This is a genomic window from Janthinobacterium sp. FW305-129, assembly GCF_020858115.1.
Lineage (GTDB): Bacteria > Pseudomonadota > Gammaproteobacteria > Burkholderiales > Burkholderiaceae_D > Janthinobacterium.
The window spans coordinates 435,728-458,998 of sequence record NZ_JACYMM010000005.1 but is presented as its reverse complement, the minus strand read 5'-3'; the positions used below and the strand labels follow the sequence as shown (position 1 = coordinate 458,998).

At 64.8% G+C, this 23,271-nt stretch carries 19 protein-coding genes and 2 tRNA genes; 5 read left to right on the top strand and 16 right to left on the bottom strand.

The window, feature by feature from the left end; all coding sequences use genetic code 11:
* Both iolB and IGS61_RS13125 read left to right on the top strand, forming a co-directional pair.
* On the top strand, nucleotides 1-505 hold a 505-nt coding region (iolB, locus tag IGS61_RS13130; RefSeq protein WP_230539974.1), incomplete at its 5' end, for a 5-deoxy-glucuronate isomerase.
* A gap of 14 nt (nucleotides 506-519) precedes the next feature.
* Nucleotides 520-2,019, top strand: coding sequence for a CoA-acylating methylmalonate-semialdehyde dehydrogenase (locus IGS61_RS13125; RefSeq protein WP_329958053.1), 1,500 nt, complete (start codon nucleotides 520-522; stop codon nucleotides 2,017-2,019).
* A 19-nt stretch (nucleotides 2,020-2,038) separates the two neighbouring features.
* On the opposite strand, the gene IGS61_RS13120 is transcribed toward IGS61_RS13125, so the two are convergent.
* The 12 genes from IGS61_RS13120 to IGS61_RS13065 all read right to left on the bottom strand — a co-directional run bounded on the left by IGS61_RS13120 (nucleotide 2,039) and on the right by IGS61_RS13065 (nucleotide 16,849).
* Nucleotides 2,039-3,625 carry a histidine phosphatase family protein gene (locus tag IGS61_RS13120; RefSeq protein ID WP_230539973.1) on the bottom strand — a complete coding sequence of 529 codons (1,587 nt, stop codon included), beginning with the start codon at nucleotides 3,623-3,625 and terminating at the stop codon, nucleotides 2,039-2,041.
* Nucleotides 3,626-3,710: 85 nt separating this feature from the next.
* Nucleotides 3,711-5,333: a histidine-type phosphatase gene (locus tag IGS61_RS13115; protein WP_230539972.1), complete on the bottom strand. Its 1,623-nt coding sequence runs from the start codon at nucleotides 5,331-5,333 to the stop codon at nucleotides 3,711-3,713.
* 80 nt (nucleotides 5,334-5,413) lie between these two features.
* Nucleotides 5,414-6,814 carry an alkaline phosphatase family protein gene (locus tag IGS61_RS13110; protein WP_230539971.1) on the bottom strand — a complete coding sequence of 467 codons (1,401 nt, stop codon included), beginning with the start codon at nucleotides 6,812-6,814 and terminating at the stop codon, nucleotides 5,414-5,416.
* A 240-nt stretch (nucleotides 6,815-7,054) separates the two neighbouring features.
* Nucleotides 7,055-8,074 carry a LacI family DNA-binding transcriptional regulator gene (locus IGS61_RS13105; protein ID WP_230539970.1) on the bottom strand — a complete coding sequence of 340 codons (1,020 nt, stop codon included), beginning with the start codon at nucleotides 8,072-8,074 and terminating at the stop codon, nucleotides 7,055-7,057.
* A gap of 161 nt (nucleotides 8,075-8,235) precedes the next feature.
* Nucleotides 8,236-10,716 carry a TonB-dependent siderophore receptor gene (locus IGS61_RS13100; RefSeq protein ID WP_230539969.1) on the bottom strand — a complete coding sequence of 827 codons (2,481 nt, stop codon included), beginning with the start codon at nucleotides 10,714-10,716 and terminating at the stop codon, nucleotides 8,236-8,238.
* A gap of 73 nt (nucleotides 10,717-10,789) precedes the next feature.
* Nucleotides 10,790-11,794, bottom strand: a complete 1,005-nt coding sequence (locus IGS61_RS13095; RefSeq protein WP_230539968.1) for a FecR family protein — start codon at nucleotides 11,792-11,794, stop codon at nucleotides 10,790-10,792.
* Complete coding sequence (locus IGS61_RS13090) at nucleotides 11,791-12,318, bottom strand: sigma-70 family RNA polymerase sigma factor (protein WP_230539967.1); 528 nt, start codon at nucleotides 12,316-12,318, stop codon at nucleotides 11,791-11,793. The genes IGS61_RS13095 and IGS61_RS13090 overlap by 4 nt, the downstream gene beginning before the upstream one ends.
* A 183-nt stretch (nucleotides 12,319-12,501) precedes the next feature.
* Nucleotides 12,502-12,578, bottom strand: a tRNA-Met gene (locus IGS61_RS13085).
* 59 nt (nucleotides 12,579-12,637) lie between these two features.
* Nucleotides 12,638-12,714: transfer RNA gene (locus IGS61_RS13080), tRNA-Met, on the bottom strand.
* A 91-nt stretch (nucleotides 12,715-12,805) separates the two neighbouring features.
* Nucleotides 12,806-13,753 carry a tRNA (adenosine(37)-N6)-dimethylallyltransferase MiaA gene (miaA, locus tag IGS61_RS13075; protein WP_230539966.1) on the bottom strand — a complete coding sequence of 316 codons (948 nt, stop codon included), beginning with the start codon at nucleotides 13,751-13,753 and terminating at the stop codon, nucleotides 12,806-12,808.
* A 126-nt stretch (nucleotides 13,754-13,879) separates the two neighbouring features.
* Nucleotides 13,880-15,793 carry a DNA mismatch repair endonuclease MutL gene (gene mutL, locus IGS61_RS13070; RefSeq protein ID WP_230539965.1) on the bottom strand — a complete coding sequence of 638 codons (1,914 nt, stop codon included), beginning with the start codon at nucleotides 15,791-15,793 and terminating at the stop codon, nucleotides 13,880-13,882.
* A 117-nt stretch (nucleotides 15,794-15,910) separates the two neighbouring features.
* On the bottom strand, nucleotides 15,911-16,849 hold the full coding sequence (locus IGS61_RS13065) for a peptidylprolyl isomerase (protein WP_230539964.1): 939 nt from the start codon (nucleotides 16,847-16,849) through the stop codon (nucleotides 15,911-15,913).
* 248 nt (nucleotides 16,850-17,097) lie between these two features.
* On the opposite strand from IGS61_RS13065, the gene IGS61_RS13060 reads away from it, so the two are divergent.
* Together IGS61_RS13060 and IGS61_RS13055 are read left to right on the top strand one after the other, a co-directional pair.
* Nucleotides 17,098-17,748 (top strand): VTT domain-containing protein, encoded by a 651-nt coding sequence (locus tag IGS61_RS13060; RefSeq protein ID WP_071075583.1) that lies wholly within the window; start codon nucleotides 17,098-17,100, stop codon nucleotides 17,746-17,748.
* 207 nt (nucleotides 17,749-17,955) lie between these two features.
* Nucleotides 17,956-18,936, top strand: a complete 981-nt coding sequence (locus IGS61_RS13055) for a carbonic anhydrase (protein WP_442908062.1) — start codon at nucleotides 17,956-17,958, stop codon at nucleotides 18,934-18,936.
* On the opposite strand, the gene IGS61_RS13050 is transcribed toward IGS61_RS13055, so the two are convergent.
* The 3 genes from IGS61_RS13050 to tsaE are packed head-to-tail and all read right to left on the bottom strand — an operon-like array spanning nucleotide 18,933 to nucleotide 21,636.
* Nucleotides 18,933-19,769, bottom strand: coding sequence for a D-hexose-6-phosphate mutarotase (locus tag IGS61_RS13050; RefSeq protein ID WP_230539962.1), 837 nt, complete (start codon nucleotides 19,767-19,769; stop codon nucleotides 18,933-18,935). The genes IGS61_RS13055 and IGS61_RS13050 overlap by 4 nt on opposite strands.
* A gap of 14 nt (nucleotides 19,770-19,783) precedes the next feature.
* Nucleotides 19,784-21,184 (bottom strand): N-acetylmuramoyl-L-alanine amidase, encoded by a 1,401-nt coding sequence (locus IGS61_RS13045; RefSeq protein ID WP_230539961.1) that lies wholly within the window; start codon nucleotides 21,182-21,184, stop codon nucleotides 19,784-19,786.
* Nucleotides 21,148-21,636 carry a tRNA (adenosine(37)-N6)-threonylcarbamoyltransferase complex ATPase subunit type 1 TsaE gene (gene tsaE / locus IGS61_RS13040; protein WP_230539960.1) on the bottom strand — a complete coding sequence of 163 codons (489 nt, stop codon included), beginning with the start codon at nucleotides 21,634-21,636 and terminating at the stop codon, nucleotides 21,148-21,150. The genes IGS61_RS13045 and tsaE overlap by 37 nt, the downstream gene beginning before the upstream one ends.
* A gap of 78 nt (nucleotides 21,637-21,714) precedes the next feature.
* Here tsaE and queG point away from each other — a divergent pair, with 78 nt between their 5' ends.
* Entirely contained in the window at nucleotides 21,715-22,806 is a 1,092-nt protein-coding gene (gene queG / locus IGS61_RS13035; protein ID WP_230539959.1) for a tRNA epoxyqueuosine(34) reductase QueG, read from the top strand.
* A gap of 12 nt (nucleotides 22,807-22,818) precedes the next feature.
* Here the strand turns inward: queG and IGS61_RS13030 are convergent, their stop codons facing one another.
* Nucleotides 22,819-23,196, bottom strand: a complete 378-nt coding sequence (locus IGS61_RS13030; protein WP_230539958.1) for a DUF3052 family protein — start codon at nucleotides 23,194-23,196, stop codon at nucleotides 22,819-22,821.
* Between the last annotated feature and the right edge of the window lie 75 nt (nucleotides 23,197-23,271).

The following is a 23,271-nucleotide window of genomic DNA, read 5'->3' as shown; positions in this document are numbered from 1 at the left end:
CGTGAGCGCTGCCGAGGTGGCCCTGTGCAGCGCGCCAGCCGCCACCCACCGTCCGGCGCGCCTGATCGAGCCATCGACGATGACGCGCTCCGTGCGCGGCAAGGGCGCCAACACGCGTTATGTGTGCGACATCCTGCCGCAGACGGAGGAAGCAGACGGCTTGCTGGTGGTGGAAGTCGTCACGCCGTCCGGACATTCGTCGAGCTATCCGCCGCATAAACACGACAGCGACAATATTCCAACCGAAAGTTCTCTGGAAGAAACGTATTACCACCGCCTCAATCCCGAACAGGGCTTTGCCTACCAGCGCGTGTATACGGATGACCGCTCCATCGACGAAGCCATGGCCGTGGAAAACCACGACGTGGTGATGGTGCCCAGGGGCTACCACCCCGTCACCGTGCCGTATGGCTACGACGGCTATTACCTGAACGTGATGGCCGGCCCGAAACGCGTGTGGCACTTTAAAAATGATCCGGCCCATGACTGGCTGATGACGAAATAACCAAGGACAAGACAATGACGACACCGATGATCGGCCACTTTATTGGTGGCAACCCCATGGCTTCGCGCTCGGAGCGCACGAGCGACGTCTTCAATCCCGCCACGGGCGCGGTGACGGCGAAGGTTTCCCTGGCCACTTCCGCCGAGCTGAACGCGGCCGTGGCCGCCGCCCACGCGGCGTTTCCCGCCTGGTCGCAGACCTCGCCCCTGCGCCGCGCCCGCGTCATGTTCAAGTTCAAGGAGTTGCTGGAAGAACATTCCGACCAGCTGGCGGCCCTGATCACGGCCGAGCACGGCAAGGTGTTCACGGATGCGAAAGGGGAAGTCACGCGCGGCATCGAAGTGGTGGAATTTGCCTGCGGCATCCCGCAAATGATGAAGGGAGAGTATTCGGAACAGGTGGCCGGCGGCATCGACGCCTGGTCGATCCGCCAGGCGCTCGGCGTCTGCGTCGGCATCACGCCGTTCAACTTTCCCGTGATGGTGCCGATGTGGATGTTCCCGATGGCGATTGCCTGCGGCAATACCTTCGTACTCAAACCGTCGGAGCGCGACCCGTCGGCTAGCCTGCTGCTGGCGCAGCTGTTGACGGACGCGGGCTTGCCCGACGGCGTCTTCAACGTGGTGCAGGGAGATAAAGAGGCCGTCGATGGCTTGCTGCACCACCCGGACGTGCGCGCCGTCAGTTTCGTCGGTTCCACGCCGATCGCCGAGTATATCTATGCGACGGGCTGCGCGCAGGGCAAGCGCGTGCAGGCGCTCGGGGGCGCGAAAAACCACATGGTCGTCATGCCGGACGCGGATATTCCCCAGACGGTGGACGCCCTGATGGGCGCCGCGTTTGGTTCGGCCGGCGAGCGCTGCATGGCCATTTCCGTCGTCGTGGCGGTGGGCAATGTGGCGGACCAGCTGGTGGAAGCCCTGGTACCGCGCATCGCGGCGTTAAAGATCACGCAAGGCATGGATCTGTCGGCCGAGATGGGCCCCGTGGTGACGCAGGTGCACAAGGACAAGATTGCCGGCTACATCGCCACGGGCGTCAAGGAAGGCGCCAAACTGGTCAGTGACGGACGCGGTTTCGTGCTGCCCGGCCACGAGCACGGTTTTTTCCTTGGCGGCAGCCTGTTCGACCACGTCACGCCGGAGATGACTATTTATAAGGAAGAAATCTTCGGTCCCGTGCTGTGCATCGTGCGCGTACCCGATTTCACGGCCGCGCTGGACCTGGTCAATGCGCATGAATATGGCAACGGCACGGCCATCTACACGCGCGACGGCAACACGGCGCGCGAATACACGCACCGCGTGCAGGTGGGGATGGTGGGCGTGAATGTGCCGATCCCCGTGCCGATGGCCTTCCACAGCTTCGGCGGCTGGAAGCGCAGCCTGTTCGGCGACCACCATGCGCACGGCCCGGAATCGGTGCGCTTCTATACGAAGCAGAAGGCCGTCACCCAGCGCTGGCCGGCCTCGACGGCGGCCGGCGCGGAGTTTGCCATGCCGACCTTGAAGTAATCAGGCCAGTGGCGGTGCCTTAGCGCGCCGCCACGTGTCCGTAGCAGGTTTTCAGTTTCGCATAGTCGTAGAAGACGCTGCCCGGCGCGATGCGGGCGCCGTCGCAAGCGGCCTGGAAGTCCGTTTCCTTTTCGTTGTACAGCAGGCGCACGATGAGCTGCCCTGTGTCGTTGCGGTACACATCCCACTGCATATTGGCCGCCAGCGGCGAGACGCTCTGGCCGCGCCATGGATTGTTTTCATAACTGTAGCTGAGCGATGCAGGCAACGGTGCCAGCGCCTGCTGCAAGCCCATGGCCGACGCGAGCGGAATGATCATCTCGGCGTGCGTGAAGCGCAGCTTGGCCGCGTGGCGCACATCGCCCCTGGCCAGCGCATCGACTTCATTGAAAAAATCGTCGCGCAAGGCCAGCGCAAAGCGCCAGGTCACGCCGCTGCTTTCCGTGGTGGCGGGTCCCTTCTGGTAAAAATCCTCGTGGTCGGCGATATACGCGTAGTAGCGCGCATCCTCGGCAGGCATGTAGCGGCTGAAATCGGCCGGCACTTCATGCCGCATGCCGGCGGCGATCGCATACAACTCATACAGTTTCGTCGCGGCCGCATTCAGGCTGCGGATGACGGTCTTGCCGCTGCCCGTCATGGTGCGCGTGAGCTTGCCGTCGTCGCTGGTGAAGGTGTAGCTGCCCGTGTCCGCATAGCTGGCGCGGCCGCCTTCAAACTGGTCGAGGAAGGCGGGAGAAAACAGCCGTTCGAGCACGTGGCGCGCATGCGCGGTCGCAGCAGGCAGCCTGGCCGGGGCGTCCATCAGCGCATGCAGCTGCTTGGTTCTTTCATAGTACTGGTAGGCCTGGCTGGCGGCATAGGTGGCGTAATGCGGATTGGCCGGATCGGTGACGCGGTCCGTCTGCGGCGCCAGCTTGTGCGCGTACAGCAGGAAGCGGTTAACGCCATCGGGCTGCAATATCGGCTGTACCGCAGGCTTGCGCCCTTGCGGATACGGCGCCGGCGCGGGCGGCAGATATACCAAGGGCGCCAGCGCGGGCGCGTGCTCGAGCAGCGATTGCGTGAAGAAGCGCGAACTGTCGCGCGCGCGGTCCACGCCGGAATGGATGGTGACGATTTGGCGCGGCGCCGTCGCGGCGTCTTGCCCCACTTGCGCAAACAGGGCGGGCAGGCGCGCCAGCATGCGCACGGCCAGTTGCCGATGCTCGTCGATGCCCGTCTGCGACAGATTGCCGTAGCCGGGCCGCTCGATGCCGGCCACGCCATAACCGAGCAAGGCATTGGCCCGCATCAGGGACAGGATGTCGGGGCCGAGTTCGCGGCCCAGGGGCGTGAGCGCATCCTGCGCAGCGGCCTGCTGCCACATCGCATACAGGGTCGCGTCGTTCTTCATGCTGGTGAGCCCGCGCGAGCCGTGGCGCGCTACCAGCTGCGTGAAGATGGGCTGGAAGCCGTCCGGCGGCGCGGCATAGGTCGCCGGATCCTGCTGCGGCGCATACGGCGTCTTGGTCTGGTAATGGCCTTCGACGGCCAGCGTGGGACCGGCGCACATGGCGAGAGCCAGGGCCAGCGGGATGCTGGCCAGGGGAAGCGATGGAGGCATGGGAGTCCGTGACGTGATTATCTAGGCGCAAGCCTAGCATCAAACGTCAATCAGGCGGGCACGGCTGCCCGCCTGCACTCCGTGATTACTGCGCCACGTGGCCGTAGCAGGTCTTCAGCTTCGCATACACATAGAAATGGCTGCCGGCCGCAAAGCGCGCGCCATCGCAGGCGGCCTGGAAGTCGGTTTCCTTTTCGTTGTACAGCATTTTTACCAGCACATTGCCGCTGGCGTCGCGGTACACGTCCCACTGCATGTTGGCCGCCATCGGCGCCACGTACAGGCCGCGCCAGCTGCTGTTGTCATAGCTGTAGGTCTGCGCCGCCGGCAGCGCGCCGACGACGGTCTTCAGGCCCATGGCCGTGGCCAGCGGGATGATGGCTTCCGCATGCGTGAAGCGCAGCTTGGCGCCGTGCGACAGGTCGCCGCGCGCGATGGCGTCCACTTCCGTAAAGAAGTCGTCGCGCAGCGCGCGCACGTAGTTCCAGGTCACTCCGGCGCTCTCGGTGGTGCCGGGACCCTTGTTGTAGAAATCCTGGTAATCCTGCACGAAGGCCTGGTACTTGGCCGCGTCCGACGGCATGTACTGCACGAAGTCGGCTTTGACCTCGTTCGTCATGCCAGCCATGATGGCGTACAGGTTGTACAGCACGGAAGCTGCATCGGCCAGGCCCTTGATGGTGGTCTCGCCGTCGCCCGTCACGGTGTTGGTGAATTTGCCGTCGTCGCTGGTGAAACTGTAGGTGCCCGTATTGGCGAAGCTGTAGGTGCCGTTGTCGATCTTGTCGACAAAGGCCTTGGTAAACAGCCGCTCCAGCACTTCGCGTCCCAGGGTGCGCGCCGTGGCGTCCGTGTCGATGGCCGTGTACTTGGCCAGGAAGTCGGGGCTTTTCAGGTAGGTCTGGTAAGCCTGGCTGTCCTGGTAGGTCTGGTAGTAGCCGTCGAGGGCATCGGTGACCAGGTCCGTCTTCGGCACCAGCTTGTGCGCATACAGCAGGAAGCGGTTGGTGCCAGCTGGCTGCGCCACGGGCTTGCCGGCTGGGTAGCCGGCGGGCGCGGGCGGCAGGGTAATCAGCGGCGCGACGTTTGGTGCCGTGGCGGCCAGCGATTGCGCAAAATACGCAGCACTGTCCTTGGCGCGGTCCACGCCGGAACTGATGGTGACGATCTGGCGCGGCGCGCTGGCGGCACTCGCGCCCAGTTGCGTGAACAGGGCGGGCAGGCGCGCCAGCATGCGCACGGCCAGCTGCTTGTGCTCATTGATGCCCGTTTGCGACAGGTTGCCGTAGCCGGGCGCCGTGATGCCGTCCACGCCGTAGCCGAGCAGCGCGTTGGCCTTCATCAGTTTCAATATGTCGGCGCCCAGCTTTTGCCCCAGCGGCGTGAGCGCATCGTCGGCGGCGGCCCTTTGCCAGACGTTGTAGAAGGCGGCGTCGTACTTCATGCTCGACAGGCCGCGCGAACCGTGGCGCGCCACCAGTTCGGTGAACACGGGCGCGTAGCCGGCCGGCGCGGCTTCATACGTGGCCGCCTCCTGCTGCGGCGTGTACGGCGTCTTGGTCTGGTAGAAGGTGGCGGGCGGCGGCGTCACAGGAGGTGTCACCGGCGGCGTGACAGGGGGCGTTACCGGCGGCGTTGTCTCGCCGCCACCACAGGCGGCCAGGGAGAGCATCAGGATGGACAGGGGAAGATGGCGTGCGTGCAGCATGGCGTTTCCTTTGGATGTGAGTTGCCCGGGCGCGCCGCGCAGGACGGCGCACCCAGGGTAGACAGGCAGGAGAGTGGAATTTAGAGCTTGAGGGCTTTGGCCAGGCTGTTGGCGCGCGCATCACGCTCGCTCAATGGCGCCAGGCCATGGCGTTCCTCGATGAATTTCAGGATCGACACGGTTTCATACTCGGTATGGTCGATATGCCCGCCTTCGCTGAACGGCGAGATGACGAGGGCGGGGATGCGCGTGGCCGGGCCGAAGCGGTCGCCTTTCGGTGGCGCCACGTGGTCCCAGAAACCGCCGTTTTCATCGGTGGTGACGATGATGACGGTGTCCTTCCATTGTGGGCCTTCCATGATGGCGTTGATGATGGCCACACCCTCGTCATCGCCGGCCGCCACGCTCGATTTGTCCATCCCCGGATGCATGTTCTTCTTGCCCATCGGTTTGTAGAACGAGACGGGCGGAAGCTTGCCCGCCTGGACGTCGGCGAGCATGTCGGAGCGGTCCTTCAGGTGCGTGGCGCGCTGCTGCGGGCTGTCGATGAAGCGCTTGAAGTAGGTGAACGGCTGGTGGTGATATGAGAAATCGTCGGCCTTCTTGCCCGACTTGGTCGAGGCGACGGCGATGTCGTAGCCGTCCGCATAATAGACCCAGGATATGCCCTTGTCCGTCAGGCGGTCGCCGATGGTGGGCATGGTTTGCGGCGGCAGGAAGGTCTGCTTCTTGGTCGGATCGAACAGCAGCGGGCCCTGCATGGTGTTGACGGCGTAGCCGTCCTGCGTCACTTCCGCTTCCTCGCCCTTCTTGTGGCCCGTGCCGCGCTCATCCTGGGCGACGATGGACTTGGGCGCGTTCGGGAACACGGGCGTGCAGGCGCAGGTCAGCCACATGTGGTTGAGGAAGGAGCCGCCGTAGGCGGACTGGAAGAAGCGGTCGGCCAGGGTGTAGCGCTGCGCCAGGGCCCACAGTTTGAGCTTGCTGCCGTCGAAATAGCCCATGGGCAGGGCGCCCGTGTTGCCCTCGACGACGAAGCGGTCGTTCTTGCCGTCGTTGATCTGGCGCTTGTGCGTCCAGAATGCATGCACGGGACTGGCCGTCTTGTCGCCCAGCGATACGCTCGGCTCCATGTGGAAGGGCGCGTTGGCGATGTCGCCCTTGAAGCGCTGGTCCAGGCCGCCCTTGTCGAGCACCACGGCGGGCAGCATCGCATACGGCTTGCCGTCGGGACCGGTCTGCGTGGTGGTGTCGGGCGAGCGGCCATTGGCGATGCCGTCGGCGCCGGGGAAGGTGCCGAACAGGTGGTCGAAGCTGCGGTTTTCCATGTACACGACGACGATCTGGCCGATCTTCGCCAGCTTCGGATCGGCGGCGGCACTGGCAGCCGTATTGTGCTGCATGCCGGCGGGCGTGGTGCAGGCCGCCAGGCCGATGGCCCCGGCGCCGAACAGGGCGATTCTTAGAATGTGGTTCAACATAACGGTCTCCTTGATACGCCTCCGCGGACGGGGCGCTTTTTTTAGTGGTGTGGCCAGAACAGGCTTTTTGAAGAAATTGCACACGTGTGCAGTACACGTGTGCAAACAGTAACCCGGATTTTTTTTGATGTCAACAAGTACGGGCGGGGGACGAAAAAGTGTGGAAAACGGGAAACGGCGGGCGCTGCGGGGCGGTGGGGGCGGGCAGACGGCGTTGCGCCATCTGCCGTATTGGATCGCTTAGCGCGTCGTGCCGCGCCGCACCAGCGTGACGGGGACTTCCTTCAGGCGGCCCGGCATGGCGAATTTTTCCATGCGCTCGACCAGGCTCTTGACGGCGCGGCGCGCCAGTTCGCCCGCATCCTGGCGGATGGTGGTCAGCTGGTAGGCGTCCAGCGCCGCCATGGGAATGTCGTCGAAGCCGATCACCTGCAATTGCGCGGGCACGTCGATGCCGTACTTGCTGCGCGCCGCATCGATGAAGCCGCAGGCGATCAGGTCGGTGGCGCAAAAGACGCCGTCGGGCAGCTTGCTTGATGCGAGCAGGGCGTCGGCCGCTTCCTGGCCCGCCTGGTAGCCGATGGCCTCGGCCAGGTATTCGCCGGCCGTGCAGCGCTTCTTCGCCACGGCCGGCGCCAGGTGGTCGAGGAAGGCCTTGCCGCGCGCGATACCGCTGAAACTGCTGGCGCGCGTGTTGACGAAGGCCAGCCGTTTGGCGCCGCTGTCGAGCAGGGTGCTGGCCGCCAGTTCGCCGCCGTGGCGGTTGTCGCTGTTGACCACGTCCACGCCTTTCAGGTCGCGCGCGCGGTTGATCATGGCCACCGGCACTTGCCGCTGCAGGTATTCCGTGGCGACGGCGGACGGCGGCGAGCCGGACGTCATGATGACGCCGGAAATCTTGTAGCTGAGGAGGATGCGCAGCAGTTCGCTGAGGCGCTCGGGATCTTCCGCATTCATCAGCAGCGGCACCAGCGCATGTTCGCTCAGGCTGCGCGTGACTTCGCCCAGCAGGGCCACGCGGAACGGGTCCGTGAAGCCCGTGATGACGACGCCCACCAGATTGCTCTGGCCCTGGTTCATGCTGCGCGCCAGGATGTTGACCTGGTAGCCCAGCGACTGCGCCGCTTCCATCACGCGGGCCCGCGTTTCGGGCGCCACGCTGGCGCCGGGCGTGAACGTGCGCGAGACGGCGGAGCGCGAGACGCCGGCCCGTTTGGCGACGTCCACCGAAGTGACCCAGGACTTGTCTTTTTGTTCCATTGACGGTGTAGATGATTGAGAGGCCGATGCACGATGCGGTGCGGCGCAATGCCGCGCCATCATCTTAGCCGAAAATCCCGGCCGCGGCGCGAACTGAATGCCGGTTGCACTATCAGTCACGCGGCGCGGCCAGCGTGCCGGCCTTCAGCTTTTCAATCGTTTTACCACTTCGGCGTGTATTTCAAGGTGAACTGCACGTTGCGCGGGTCGCCATAGTAGTTATTCGACCCGGTGGTATTGTAGGCCGGGATGATGTAGCTCTTGTCGAAGACGTTGTTGACATTGAGCGACAGGGCCACTTGGGGCGTGGCTTGCCAGGCCATGCGTGCATTCCAGATCGAGACGCCTGCAACCTTGAAGGTACTATTGGTATCGAGCGTATGGCTTTGCGTGTTGACGCCGGCGCCGACGCTGAACTTGTCCCATGCGCCCGGCAGGGTGTAGCTGGACCACACGCGCAGCATGTGTTTCGGCGTCCACGTGGAAAAGACCTTGCCCTGGCTGTCCGGGTCGTTCAGATAGGTCGTCGTCGTATAGGCGTAGCCGGCCGACAGCTGCAAGCCGCGCGCCACTTCGCCCGACACTTCCGCTTCCAGGCCCTGGCTGCGCACCTTGCCCGAGGCGCGCGAGCAGTACCCGTCGGCGCACACCATGCCCGCAGCATAGTCGGTGACGGCACGGTTCTTGTGGTCATAGCGGAACACGGCCAGCGAGGTGTTGACCTTGCCATCCATCAGCTCACCCTTGATGCCCGCCTCGTAGTTGCTGCCCGTGATGGGTTTGAGGACCTTGTCTTGCGCATCGCGGATGCTTTGTGGCGTGAAGATGTCGGCATAGCTGGCGTAGGCCGACCATTGCGGATCGAGCGCGTAGATCAGGCCTACCGATGGCGTGAACTTGGCGGTGGCGTTGAGCTGTTCTTCAGGACCTTTGGGCGTCGCATACACGAAGTCGTACCAGCTGAAGCGTCCACCCAGCACGGCTTTCAGCTTGCTGGTCAACTGGCCGTTCCAGCTGCCATACAGGCCTTTCTGGCGTATTTCATAGGTGCTGACGGGACGCACGCCCTTCGGGCGCGCGGCGATGCTGTCGAGGTCTTGCCATGGGCGGTTGTGCCTGATGTTGAAGACGTCCGCACCAGATTCCCAAACGCGGGCGTAGACGTCGTCCGACGCCATCGTGACGTAGCTGGCGCCCACGAGGACTTCCTGCGCGATGCCCAGGCCGTCGAATTTGCCGCGCACGTAGGTATCGATGCCGCGCTTGCGGTTGTCGAAATCCATGCCAAAGTCGGCATAGCTCGCACCGCTGCCGTCGGGATTAATGGGCAAGGCCACGCGCTGGTGCACGGAGCCGGTGTTTTCCTTCATGTTCACGGCGGATGCCTTCAGGCTCCACTGGCTGTTGAAATGGTGTTCCAGATCGAGATACACGTTGGTTTGTCTGGCTTCGCTGCGGTTCCAGTCGGCGCCCGTGAAGGTGGAGCGGGGCAGGTTCAGCGCGCTGCCGTCCGCGTAGCGGGGCAGTCCGATAAAGGTGGGACGGCCGTGGTCGTTGACGTTGCTGATCGCCAGGCCCAGGGTGGTGGCCGGTCCCAGGTCGTAGTCGAGTGCCGCGTACAGGGTGCGGTTCTGGCTCCACACCCGGTCGACGAAGGAATGGGTATCGTCTTCATCGACGATGGCGCGTCCGCGCAGGCTGCCGTCCGCATTCAGGGGCATGCTGACGTCGAGCTGGGCGCCGTAATGGTCCCACGAGCCGGCGCGCGCCGTCATGCTGACACTGCGCGCGGCGGTCGGGCGCTTGCGCACCAGGCTGACGGAGCCGCCGGGACTGCCCGTGCCGACCAGCATGCCCGAGGCGCCGCGCAGCACTTCCAGGCGGTCGTAGATGACCATGTTTTCCTGGCCCCAGTTGCCCAGCGCATAGGTGTTGCGGTCGATGGGCACGCCATCGTACTGCCATTGATCGATCTGGAAGCCGCGCGCCGTGATCACCACGCCCGGTCCCACGCCATGCACGCCCACCACGCCGGTGACGTTGTTGACGGCTTCGCGCAGATCCGTGATGCCCTGGTCGTCCAGGCGCTGGCGCGTCAGCACGCTCACGGATTGGGGGATGTCCTTCATCGCTTGCTCGCCCTTGCCGATGGTGAGCTTGCGCGCCGTGTAGGAGCCGCTGCCTTCGGTGGTGGCGCCTTGCTCGGCCTGGCCAACGATGGTAATCGAGGGCATGGTGCGTTCGGCCGCTGAAGCAGTGCCGATCGCCGCCGTGGGCGTGGGCGCCGGCGCGGCCACCAGCACATAGCCGGTGGACGTCTTGCCGATGGCGTAGCCGCTGCCGCGCAGCAGCACGGCGAAACCGTCATCGATGGCGTAGCTGCCTTGCAGGCCTGCACTGGTCAAGCCCTGCACCCGGGATGCATCGATGACGATGGAGACGCCCGCCTGCTGCGCATAGCGGTTCAGGGCGCCGGCCAGCGGGCCGGCGGGGATGGCGTAGCTGGCGACAGCCGGGGTGGTCTGGGCGGTAGCCTGGGCGTGCAGGCCGGCGCCAGCGAGCAGCATGGCCGCCAGGGCCAGCGGGCGCAGACGCGTGCGCAGGGTGTTCGGGGAGGAAACGGCAACGACTTGAGCGTACATGGTGACAGCCTTTTTTAAATGATCTCAGCTGCCTTGACGCACGAGATGCGCCAACACGAACCAGCGTGGCAAATTATTTTTTTGCGGTGCCAGAGCTTGGCGCGTCGACCATCACCAGGTAGCGCGTCAGCATGCGGATGCGCAGTTGCGGGAAATTGTCGATCAACAGCTGCAGCGCCTTGTCCGTGTCGTCCAGCGGCAGCACGGCCGCCACGCGGATACCGGCGATTTGCGCGTGGTCGTAATGCAGCTGGCCGGGGCGGTGGCGCGCCAGCTCGTCAAGCACCTCGGCCAGCGGCTGGTCATCGACCACCAGCTGGTGCGCGCGCCAGGCGTCCTGCACGCCGGCCGCATCGATGGCCGTGATGGGGCCTACGCCATCGTCCGTGATGCGCGTGCGCTGGCCCACCTGCACCACGATGGCCGGATGCCGCGGCACCTGCGCCGACACTTTGGACTCCAGCATGCTCAGGGTGGTGGCGGCGCCATCCCTGCGCACGCTGAAACGCGTGCCCAGCGCGCGGATCGCCGCCTGGCCGCTGTCGACGATGAAGGGGCGCTGCGCATCCTTGGCCACGTCGACGAGGATGTCGCCGCGCACCAGTTCCACATGCCGTTCGCCCGCATTGAAATGCACGTTGACGGCGCTGTCGCTGCCCAGGGTCAGGCGGCTGCCATCGGCCAGGGTGTGCGTGTGCCATTGTCCCGTTGGGCTGCGCAGGTCGGCCAGCAGGTAGGCGGGGCGCTCGCTGATGACCAGCGCACCGGTCAGCGCGAGTACGGCAACGGCGCTGGCGGCGGCCAATTGGCGCAGACGCTGTCGGGGACGATCGGGGGCGATGGCGGCCAGGGCGGCGCGCGCGGGCCGATGGTCGCCGCCGGCCGGCTCGCGCACGGCGTGCAATTGACGCAGCAGGTTTTCCATGCCGGCCGCTGCGTTGGCGTGCCGCGGGTCGGCCGCCTTCCATGCGGCGAAGCCGGAGCGTGCCTGTTCGCGCTCGGCCGGGTCGTCGGCGCTCAGGCGCACGATCCAGCGGGCGGCCTGTTCGGCGGCGATATCCGTGCGGGGGCGATTCATGCCGCCATGCCCGGGCAGGCGTGGCGGCAGGCCAGCAAGGCTTGCACCAGGTATTTTTGCACCATGCGCGTGGAGACGTTCAGCTGCGCGGCGACGGCGGCCTGCGGTTGTTCTTCCAGGTAGTGCAGCAAAAAGGCATCGCGCGCTTTGGCGGACAAGCCGGCCAGCGCCGTGGCAATCTGTCCGAGCGCCTGCACGGCCATCAGGATCTCGTCCGGCGAGGGCGCGCCGGGCAGGCTGTCGGCCAGCAGGGCCAGTTCCGCCAGGTAGCTGCGCTCGAGTACCTGCCGGCGCGCGCGGTCGAGCAGCAAGCGCTTTGCCGTGGTGGACAGGTAGGCACGCGGTTCGCGCATGCCGAACAGCGCGTCGCGCGAGGCGATGATGCGCACAAAGGTGTCTTGCGCCACGTCGGCCGCGCCATGCGGGCAGCTGAGTTTTTTGCGCAGCCAGCCGACCAGCCAGCCGTGATGCTCGCTGTAGAGCGACTGCACTTGCTGTTGCAGGCTGGGCTGGATGGTGGACATGGATGATGAATATTATAAATGAGAATTATTCTCATTGTAAGCGCGAGCGGCGTCTCGCCACAATCCCCGATTGCATGCGGCTGGGGCAGGTGTTGCGCGCAGGCCGCATGTGCGGCGGTGCCGGAAATGAAAAAACCCGCCGCTGCACGGGGCAGAGGCGGGTTTATCAGTGCTGCAAATTCTTGGTGGTGATAGGTGGACTTGAACCACCGACCCCAGCATTATGAATGCTGTGCTCTAACCAACTGAGCTATATCACCAAACAGACCGGTCAGACCGGATGCTGGTTGTGATCAGGGGAAACCTGATCGATGTTCTTTGGTGGTGATAGGTGGACTTGAACCACCGACCCCAGCATTATGAATGCTGTGCTCTAACCAACTGAGCTATATCACCCAACAGCCGAGCATTATCCAGTCTTCCCATTTCCTTGTCAATGCCGGCGCAAAAAAATGTGTGGATTTTTCGTGGTGGATTGTTGTCGTGACTATTTCAGCAACGCTTGGATCTGCGCCAGCATGGCCGCGGCCGGGTCACGTCCCAGGCAATCGATGACGATGCGCTCCGGCATCGAGCGTAGCCAGGTGAGCTGCCGTTTGGCCAGCTGGCGCGTGGCGATGATGCCCGTCTCGCGCAGGGTGGCGCGGTCGATGCGGCCGTCGAGGTATTCCCAGGCCTGGCGGTAGCCCACGCAGCGCATCGATGGCAGGCCCGGGTGCAGGTCGCCGCGCCGGCGCAGCTGCTCCACTTCATCGAGCAGGGCGTCGTTTTTCAGCATGAGGTCGAAGCGCGAGGCGATGCGCGCATGCAGCACGGCGCGGTCGGACGGCTCCAGCGCGAACGATTGCAGCCGGAATGGCAGTACGGTCTTTTCGCGCCGGTCCAGCAGGGCCGACATGGGTTGGCCCGACAGGGCGATGATTTCCAGCGCGCGGCCGATGCGCTGCGCGTCCTGCGGCGCCAGGCGCGCCGCCGTGACCGGGTCTTGCTCGGCCAGACGCGCATGCATGGCGGGCCAGCCGATGGCGGCCGCATCCTCTTCCAGTTGGGCGCGCAGGGCAGGGTCGGCGCCGGGCAAGTCGTCGAGGCCATCGGCCAGGCCCTTGAAGTACAGCATGGTGCCGCCGACGAGCAGCGGCAGCTTGCCGCGCGCCGAGATCTCCGCCACCAGGCGCAGGGTATCGTTGCGGAACTGCGCCACAGAATAGGCATCGAGCGGGTCGATGATGTCGATCAAATGATGCGGAACCTGGGCCAGCTCCTCTTGCGAGGGCTTGGCCGTGCCGATATCCATGCCCCGGTAAACGAGGGCGGAATCGACGGAAATGATCTCGGACGGGATGGCTTGCGCGATGGCCAGCGCACTGGCCGTCTTGCCGCTGGCCGTGGGGCCCATGATGGCGACGGCCAGGGGGAGGTGTGGGGTGTTTTGCATGTTGGTTTTGTATGATGTGGTGCAAAAGAGACTGGCAAAACGTTCAGGGCAAGGCGCATTGCCGAAGACAGTACGGCTAGCACGGCGAGGCAGTGCAACGCCGCCATGGACGTTTTTCAGGCTCTTTTACTGGCCGCGCAGGAACAGCTTGTCCAGCGCGTTGATCTCGACCTGCACCCAGGTCGGGCGTCCATGGTTGCACTGGTCGGCGCGTTCCGTGCTCTCCATCTGGCGCAGCAGGGCGTTCATTTCCTGCACCGATAAAATCCGGTTGGCGCGCACGGCCGTGTGGCAGGCCAGGGTGCCCAGCAATTCGTTCTGGCGCTCGATCAGCACGCGCGAGCCGCCGTATTCGCGCACGTCGCGCAGCACGTCGCGTGCCAGCGTTTGCGCGTCGGCGTTCTTCAGCAGGGTCGGCACGGAGCGCACGGCCAGGGTGGTGGGTGACAGGGCGGCGATGTCGAAGCCCAGCGCTTTCAAGGTGTCCTGGTTTTCATTCGCCGTCGACACTTCGATGGCGTCCGCATAAAACGTCACGGGAATCAGCAAGGATTGCACCTGCATGTCCTGGCCCGACACCTGCGCCTGCAGCGCGTTCTTCAGCTGTTCGTACAGGATGCGCTCGTGCGCCGCGTGCATGTCGACCAGCACCAGGCCCTTGGTATTTTGCGCCAGGATGTAGATGCCGTGCAGCTGGGCCAGGGCAAAGCCCAGCGGATATTCTTCGCGCGCCATCGCTTCGGGCGAGGCGATGTAGGGCTCCGCCTGCGTGACCGGCGAGTTGGCGGCACCTGCGCCGCCGCCGAACAGGGCGCCGTAGGCCGCCGTGTCTTGTCCCACGCCTGGCGCGTCGGCAAAGAAGGGGCGGGCCGCGCCGGGCGAGGCCGGTGCAAAGGTATTCGTGAATTGCGCGCCGAACGAGGTCTGCGTCTGTTCGCGGCGCCAGATGCCGGGGCCGCCCAAACCCGCGCCTGCGGTATCACCGCCGAGGCTGGAGGCTGCCGGCAGCGGTGCCGGCACGCTGCCGAAGGCCGTGGCCGACGTTTGCGCCAGCGCGCGCTGCACCGCGTGGAAGACGAACTGGTGCACTGAACGGCTGTCGCGGAAGCGCACTTCGATCTTCGACGGGTGCACGTTGACGTCGACCAGCGCCGGATCGAGGTCGAGCGCCAGTACGTACGACGGGAAGCGGTCGCCGTGCAGCACGTCTTGATACGCCATGCGCACGGCGTGCACCAGCAGCTTGTCGCGCACGAAGCGCCCGTTGACATAAAAGAACTGGCCGTCGGCACGCGCCTTGGATGCCGTCGGCAAGCCGGCAAAGCCGTGAATGCGCAGGCTGCCGGCCGACTCGTCCAGCGCCAGGCGCGCCTCGGCGAAGTCGTTGCCCAGGATGTGGGCGCTGCGCTTGGCCAGTTCGCTGATATTCCACTGGTCGATGGTGCGGCCATTGTGCGACAGCGAGAACGACACGTCGGGCCGCGCCAGCGCGATGCGGCGCACGACTTCGGCACAATGGCCATACTCTGTCTGTTCGGATTTGAGGAATTTGCGCCGCGCGGGCGTGTTGAAATACAGGTCCTGCACGTCGACCGTGGTGCCGTGCGCGCCCGACGACGGCGACACGCTGCCGTTGTGCGAGCCGACGATTTCCCAGGCGTGCGCCGCGTCCGCCGTGCGCGAGGTCATGGTGACGGCGGCGACCGAGGCGATCGAGGCCAGCGCCTCGCCCCGGAATCCCAGGGTGCCCACGTTTTCCAGGTCGTGCAGCGATGCGATCTTCGAGGTGGCGTGGCGCGCCAAGGCCAGCGGTAATTGATCTTTATCAATGCCGCGCCCGTTGTCGGTAATCGCAATGCGTTTCACGCCCCCTTCTTCCAGCCGCACCGTGATCTGCGTGGCGCCCGAGTCGAGCGCGTTTTCCAGCAGTTCCTTGACCACGGCCGATGGCCGCTCGACTACCTCGCCGGCGGCGATTTGCGAAATCAACTGGTCAGGCAGGGCCTGGATCGGGCGGTGGGGCGTGATGGGAGCGTTCATCCCCTGATTATAGCGGGTTCGCAAGGGGAGGCACTGCTGTGCTGATGCCTTAAACCCAAAACGAAGACTGGGGTCGTACCCTCAGGGTACGACCCCGGAATTTGCCCTTCGGGGCGTTTACTTCCCTGCCTCCCGCACCGGTATCGGCGCATTGCACAGGTCGACGTGGCCGGCCGTGACCTTGCTCCACGGGCCGCCGCGGTGGCGCTGGGCTTCCAGTACGGCCTGGTAGGCGGCGCTGTCGGTGCGCATCACTTCCAGGTTGCTGCGCTGTGCCAAAGGCACGCTGGCGGCCAGGCGGATGGACTTGATCGGCACGTTTTTCTCGGGGCTGTCATAAAAGCCCATGGGGCCGGCGCCGCGCGGCAGTGTCGACAACAGCGGCATGCCGGAGACGACTCGGCCGACGACCGTGATGTCGCGGTCCAGGTGGCGCGGCGACTGGCCGATGACGGCGTATAGCTCCGTGCCGCCGCCGCTGTCGCTGGTGCTGTCGCGGCCCACGCCCACGGTCGCATAGCAATGCGTGAGCCAGGCCGTGCCGGTTTTCGGATCGCGCGCGGACGGGAAACCGTTCGAATGGCCGACCTGCGGCGCGTAGCCATCGACGTCCGGCAGACGGGTAAAGCTCTTGATGTTTGTCAAAGGTACTGTGAATTCGCCGGGCAGGGTGCGCCGGGCGTGCTGGATCGGCTTGGGATTCTTCTCGTTCGGATCGCCCCACTGCGCTACCCAGTTATCCTGCGCGCGCGTGATGGCCAGGCCATCGTAGTACTGTTCGGCCACCAGGGCCTTGATATTGGCCACATGTTTCGGCGCGAAGTCCGGCGCCAGTTCGATCACCACGCGGCCGGCGGGAATGTCCATGTACAAGGTGTTGTCCGGGTCCAGCGCACGCCAGTCGGATGGCTTCGAGGCCTTGATCACGTCGGCCAAGGTCGCCTTGGCGGGCAGCTCGGCGGGTGCCTTGATCTGGACGGGCGCCGCATGGGCGGACAGTTGGGCGAGGCCCAGTACGGTGGCCATGGTCAGGCCGCTCAATGGGTGTCGATACATGTTTTCTCCTGGTGGGCGCGGGTTGCGCCGTGCAGAAAGTGTATACCGGAATGGCAATATTTCGTTGTAAAAACATTGCGGGTGGTAATCCCGGCAGTTGCCTGCCGAGACGGCGTTTCCTTAACCTTTACTTAAATTGCCACACGCGCAAGGGCGACGCATAATTAATCCTGAAATATCGGGCCGGGGACTGCCGTTGCGCTGGCCGGGTGGTGTATGATTCCGCCGCTACCTTTAGGGAAAAATATATGGATTTTGTGCAATTCCTCGACATGATCGTGCATGTCGACAAGACGCTGGGCCTCTTGATCGAGCAGTACGGTACCCTCGTGTATGCAGTGCTGTTTGCCATTATTTTTTGCGAGACAGGCCTCGTGGTACTGTTTTTCTTCCCTGGGGATACCTTGTTGTTTATCGCCGGCGCGTTTTGCGCGACGGGGCAAATGCACCTGGGCTTGCTGATCGCCTTGCTGGTGACGGCCGCCGTCACGGGCAACACGCTCAATTACTGGATAGGCGAGGCCATCGGGCAAAGGGTGTTTACCCACGATTACCGCTGGATCAACAAGGATGCCATGCGCCGCACGCATGAATTCTTTGAAAAGCACGGCGGCAAGACCATCATCCTGGCCCGTTTCGTGCCGGTGGTGCGCACTTTCGCCCCCTTCGTGGCCGGCATTTCCGACATGACGCATGCGCGCTTCCAGATGTACAACGTGACGGGCGCCCTGTTGTGGGTGGTCGGTCTGGTGACGGCGGGCTACTTCTTCGGCAATATCCCATGGATCCGCGACCACCTGACCTTGATCGTGCTGATCGGTGTCGGTGCCGCCGTCGTGCCGGTAGTACTGGGCGGCATGTGGAAACTCTACAAGCGCATGGTCGGCAAGTCGGCGTAAGGCCGCATGAATCCAGGGCAAGCGCGCTGCGGCTCAGTCCGCAGCCGGCCCCGGATCCCGTTTTTCTCCAGGTTGTTTCTTTTTACTCCCGCGCTGATTCAAGTTTTGTTGCTTTCCAGCCGTAAACCAGAGGGTATTCTCACTTTCTGGATTTCCATGCGACATTTGAGCGCCCTGTTAGCTTGCAGCCTTGCCGCGATGGCGGCCATGGCAAGCGCCAAAGATGCCCCCGCCTCGGCGAGCGCCGCCGCATCCGCGCCCATGTCGGCGTCGGCGCGCGCGGCCGCCATGAAAACCCTGACGGAATCGGTCAAGGGCAAGGAGGCCAAGGCGCCTGTCGTCGTCGCGCCCACGGCGCGCGAGAAGGAAGAAGCGGCCGAAGTCGACCTGTCCGAACGCATCGCGGCGCGCCTGGCGGAAATGCGCGCCACGCAGGCGGCCCGCGCCGCTGCCCGCGCCAAGCGCGCCGCCGTGGTGAAGGCTGCGCCGCCGCCACCACCGCCCGTGCCGCGTGGCACGCACTGGTCGTACGATGGGGAAAGTGGCCCCGCCAACTGGAGCAAGATCAATGTCGACTGGGCCAAATGCGGCAATGGCAGCCGCCAGTCGCCGATCGACATCCGCGACGGCATGAAGGTCGAGCTCGAACAGATCAGCTTTGACTACCACCCCTCGTCGTTCAGCGTGGTCGACAATGGCCACACGGTGCAGGTGGGCGTGAGCGGCGGCAATTACATCACGGTGCAGAACCGCATGTTCGAGCTGCAGCAATTCCATTTCCACCGCCCGTCCGAAGAGCGCATCAATGGCAAGGCGTTCGAGATGGTGGTGCACCTGGTGCACCGCGACGCGGAAGGCCGGCTGGCCGTGCTGGCCCTGTTGCTGGAGCGGGGCGCGCCGCAAGCGACCATCCAGACCGTGTGGAACAACCTGCCGCTGGAAAAATTCGAGACCATGCAGCCGACCATTTTGCTCGATCCGGCCGAGATGCTGCCGGCGCGGCGCGACTACTACACGTATATGGGATCGCTGACCTCGCCGCCGTGCAGCGAGGGCGTGCTGTGGCTGGTGATGAAGCAGCCGGTGCAGGCATCGCCGGCGCAGATGGCGCTGTTCAGCCGTTTGTATCCCTTGAATGCGCGCCCGGTGCAACCCGGTAATGGACGCATCATCAAGGAATCGAATTAAACGAATTCAAGGCGCTGGCGGCCGCTCCATGCGGCGCCGGCGGCCAGCGTATCGGGCTGGATCAGGGCAGGTTCGATGCAGATGAAATGCTGGTATTCGTCGTCGGCCAGGTCGGGCAGGGCGGCAGCGTCTTGCGCGCCCGGGTTCCATACGACGGCGTCCGTAAAGCCCTGCTGCTCCAGGCGCAGGGTGGCGGTGCCCGCCTGCAGGGTCAGGGCGCCCGGCAGCTGGTAGTAGATGCGGTCCAGCTTGTCCGAAAATTGCAGCTCCTCTTCCGCCTGCAAGGCATCTTGCGGCGTCTCGTCCGAATAGCGCACGCGCTGCAGGCCTTTGACGCGCGCCTCGCTCAACTGATCGATCGCAAAATAGCTGTGCAGGGCGGCCGAGAACGGAAATGCCTGTTCGCCCGTGTTGTGCACGGACAGGTGCAGCTCCAGCGACTGCGCCTTGACGGCCACGCGCAGGCGCAACGTGAACGCGTAGGGCCAGCTTGCGGCGATCGCTTCCGGCAAGTCAGCCGCGGTCAGGGCAAATTGCGCCCATGCGGCGCCATCGTTGTTGCCGCTCGATTCCAGCTGCCACGTCGACACGCGCGCAAAGCCGTGGCGCATGCCCGTGCCGCGCGCGCCGAACTGGGGGAAGATCACGGGTACGCCGCCCCGGATGGCGCGGCTGCCGTCGAGGGCGGAATCGCGGCTGCAGAACAGGCGCTCCTGGCCATCGCTGGTTTGCCACGAGACCAGGTGGCCGCCGTACAGGGTGACGGTCGCCTGCGCGCCGTCGGCGGCATGGATGGTCACGGCCGGCAGCTGGCCAAAGGTGCTGTTGCTCATGCTAGGCTTTCATGTCAGGTCAAACGGCTTTTCGCCAGCGGCGGATTCTTCGCAAAGTAATTCTTGATGCCCGTGACGATGGCGTCGGCCATCTGGTCCTGGTAGCCGTTGTCGGTCAGCTTGGCTTCTTCTTCCGGATTCGAGATGAAGGCCGTTTCGATCAGGATGGAAGGGATGTCGGGCGCTTTCAGCACGGCGAAGCCGGCCTGCTCGACGGAACCCTTGTGCAGGCGGTTGATGCCACCGATTTCGCGCAGCACGGCCTTGCCCAGCTTCATGCTGTCATTGATCTGCGCCGTCGTCGACAGGTCGAGCAGCACACTGGCCAGCTGCTTGTCGTGGTTCTTCACGTTCACGCCGCCGATCAGGTCGGCCTGGTTTTCCTTGTTGGCCAGCCAGCGCGCGGCCGTCGAGGTGGCGCCCTTTTCGGACAGCACGAAGACGGACGAGCCGCGCGCCGTCGGCTGGATGAAGGCGTCGGCGTGGATCGAGACGAACAGGTCGGCCTGCACCTTGCGCGCCTTTTCCACGCGCATGCCCAGCGGGACGAAGAAATCGGCGTCGCGCGTGAGCATGACGCGCATGTTCGGTTGCAGTTCCAGCTTGGTCTTGAGGCGCTTGGCGATGGCCAGCACCACGTCTTTTTCGCGGCTGCCCCGGCTGCCCATGGCACCCGGGTCTTCGCCGCCGTGGCCGGGATCGAGCGCGATGGTAATCATGCGCACCACTTTCTGGCCCGGCAGGGGCCGCGCTTCGGGACGCTGTTCCGGGCGGATATCGGGCACGGGCGGCATGATGGGCGCTACCGGCGGCGCCACGGCGGCCACGGGCGGCTTGCCGCTGTCGGGCAGGGGCAGCGCGGGCGGCGGCGTATGCGTGCCGGCCATGGGCGGCTTGGCGGGGTCGCTCGACCAGTCGCCTTTTTCGATCATTTGCGCGATCAGGTCCGGCTCGCGCACGGGATACAGGTCGAAGATCAGACGGTGATTGTAGGAGCCGGCCGGCGGCAGGGTAAACAGCTGCGGCGTGACTTCCTCTTTCAGGTCGAAGACCAGGCGCACGACGTTTGGCCGGTTCTGGCCCACGCGCACCTGCTTGATGTAAGGGTCGTTCGACTGGATCTTTGCCACCAGGCCCTTCAAGGTGGGATTGAGTTCCAGCCCTTCGATGTCGACCACCAGCCGTTCCGGGTCCTTGACGATGAAGTGGGTCGCCTTGAGGATGCTGTCGTTTTCCAGGGTGACGCGCGTGTAGTCCTCGGCCGGCCAGACGCGCACGGCGAGGATTTGCGCCGCCATCGCCGACATGGGCGCGAACACGGACAACAGCAGGGTGCCGCCGGCCTTGAGTACCGTGCGCCGGGTGATGGGCGAGGAGATCAAAGGTTCGGGGCGAATTTGAGACGGTGAAGGCATGACAGACCCAATTCAGAAGACGCTTGCAATTCTACATCACGTCCTGTACCCGCAACGCTCAAATAAACATTCAGGTCGGCCGGCGGCAGCACCGGTTCGGCTTTCTCGGGCCATTCGACGATGCAGATATTGCGGCCGTCGAAGTCTTCGCGAAAGCCCGCGTCGAGAAATTCCTCGGCGCTGCCCATGCGGTACAGGTCGAAGTGGATGACGTTGACGCTCTGGCCGTCGAGTTGCACCGTGTACGGTTCGGACAAGGTGTAGGTGGGGCTTTTGACGTGGCCCGCATGGCCGGCCGCGTGCAGCAGGGCGCGCGTGAGGGCCGTCTTGCCGGCGCCCAGGTCGCCGTGCAGGTAGATCGCCAGGCCCGGCGCCAGCGCGCGCGCAAGCGCGGCGCCCAGCGCGGCGGTGCCAGCTTCGTCGTGGAGGTGGGCTTTGAAGTGTTCGGTCATTATCTTCCGTATCGCATAAAATGGAGGCTGCTGTCATTGTAACCGCCCGCGCGCCTGCCGTTTTCCGTAAAGTCCCCTATGTCCGCCACCACCACCGATCTCGCCGTCCTGGCGCGCACCATCAAGGAATGGGGGCGCGAGCTGGGTTTTGCCGAGGTGCGCATCGCCGACGTGGACCTGTCGCACATGGAAGCGCCCTTGCAGGCCTGGCTCGATGCAGGGTATCACGGCGAAATGGATTACATGGCCAGCCACGGCATGAAGCGCGCGCGCCCGGCCGAACTGGTGCCGGGCACGGTGCGCGCCATCAGCGCTCGCATGAATTACCTGCCGCCGGCGCTGGGGCCCGACTGGCGCGCGCACGAGGCGGCGCGCGATGCCGATCCGTCGGCGGCCGTGATTTCCGTGTATGCGCGGGGCCGCGACTATCACAAGGTCATGCGCTCGCGCCTGCAGCAGCTGGCCGAGCGCATCAAGGGCGAGATCGGCGACTTCGGCTACCGCGTCTTCAGCGACTCGGCGCCCGTGATGGAAGTCGAGTTGGCGCAAAAGGGCGGCTTGGGCTGGCGCGGCAAGCACACCTTGCTGATCAACCGCCAGGGCGGTTCCTTCTTTTTCCTCGGCGAGATCCTCATCGACGTGCCGCTGCCCGTCGACCCGCCGGAGACCCCACGCTGCGGCCAGTGCTCGGCGTGCATCACGGTGTGCCCGACGCAAGCCATCCTGGGGCCGTACCAGCTCGACGCGCGGCGCTGCATCTCCTACCTGACGATCGAGCTGAAAGGCGCCATTCCTGTCGAAATGCGCCCCTTGATCGGCAACAAGGTGTACGGCTGCGACGATTGCCAGACCGTCTGCCCATGGAACAAGTTCGCCCAGCGCGCCGTCGTGCCCGACTTCGACGAGCGCCACAGCCTGGGCAGCGCCGGCATGGTGGAGCTGTTCGCCTGGACGGAAGAGGAATTCAACCGCCGCATGGAAGGCAGCGCGATCCGCCGCATCGGCCACGAACGCTGGCTGCGCAACCTGGCCGTCGGCATGGGCAACGCGGTCACCAAGGCCCGTGGTCAGCCCGACATCGTCGCGGCCCTGCTGTCGCGCCGCGCGCACCCGTCGGCCATCGTGCGCGAACACGTCGAATGGGCGCTGGCCTTGCACGGCATCGCTTGACCTTCGTCTACATTAAACCTGCTTCAGGCGCAGCGCCGACCACTCGCTGTCGATGGCGACCATCGCCACGCTGTCGAGTCCCACGGATTGCGCAAAGTCGCGGATAGCGTCGCGGTGGATGTCGCTGCCCGCTTTTATGCCACCCTTGCGGTAGGCCACCCAGACCGTGCCGCCGGGCGCCAGGCGCGCTTGCGCCGCCGGCAGGAACTGCTCCAGTTCCGTGCGGCTGCGCGCGAACAGCAGTAGCCAGTCGGCGCGCTCTCCCTCACTCGCTCGCCGCTCGGCAGGCAACTGCGCCAGCAGGGCGGCATGCTCGCCGCAGTCATTGAGCACGGCCAGGGCCTTGGCATTTTTCACATACATTTTTTCAGCAACGGTTTTTTCAGGCATGGCATGGGCGTGTCGGTTGGGAAAAGACGAGCATAACAAATTTCTCCTTGACTTATCGATATATCGTTATAAAAT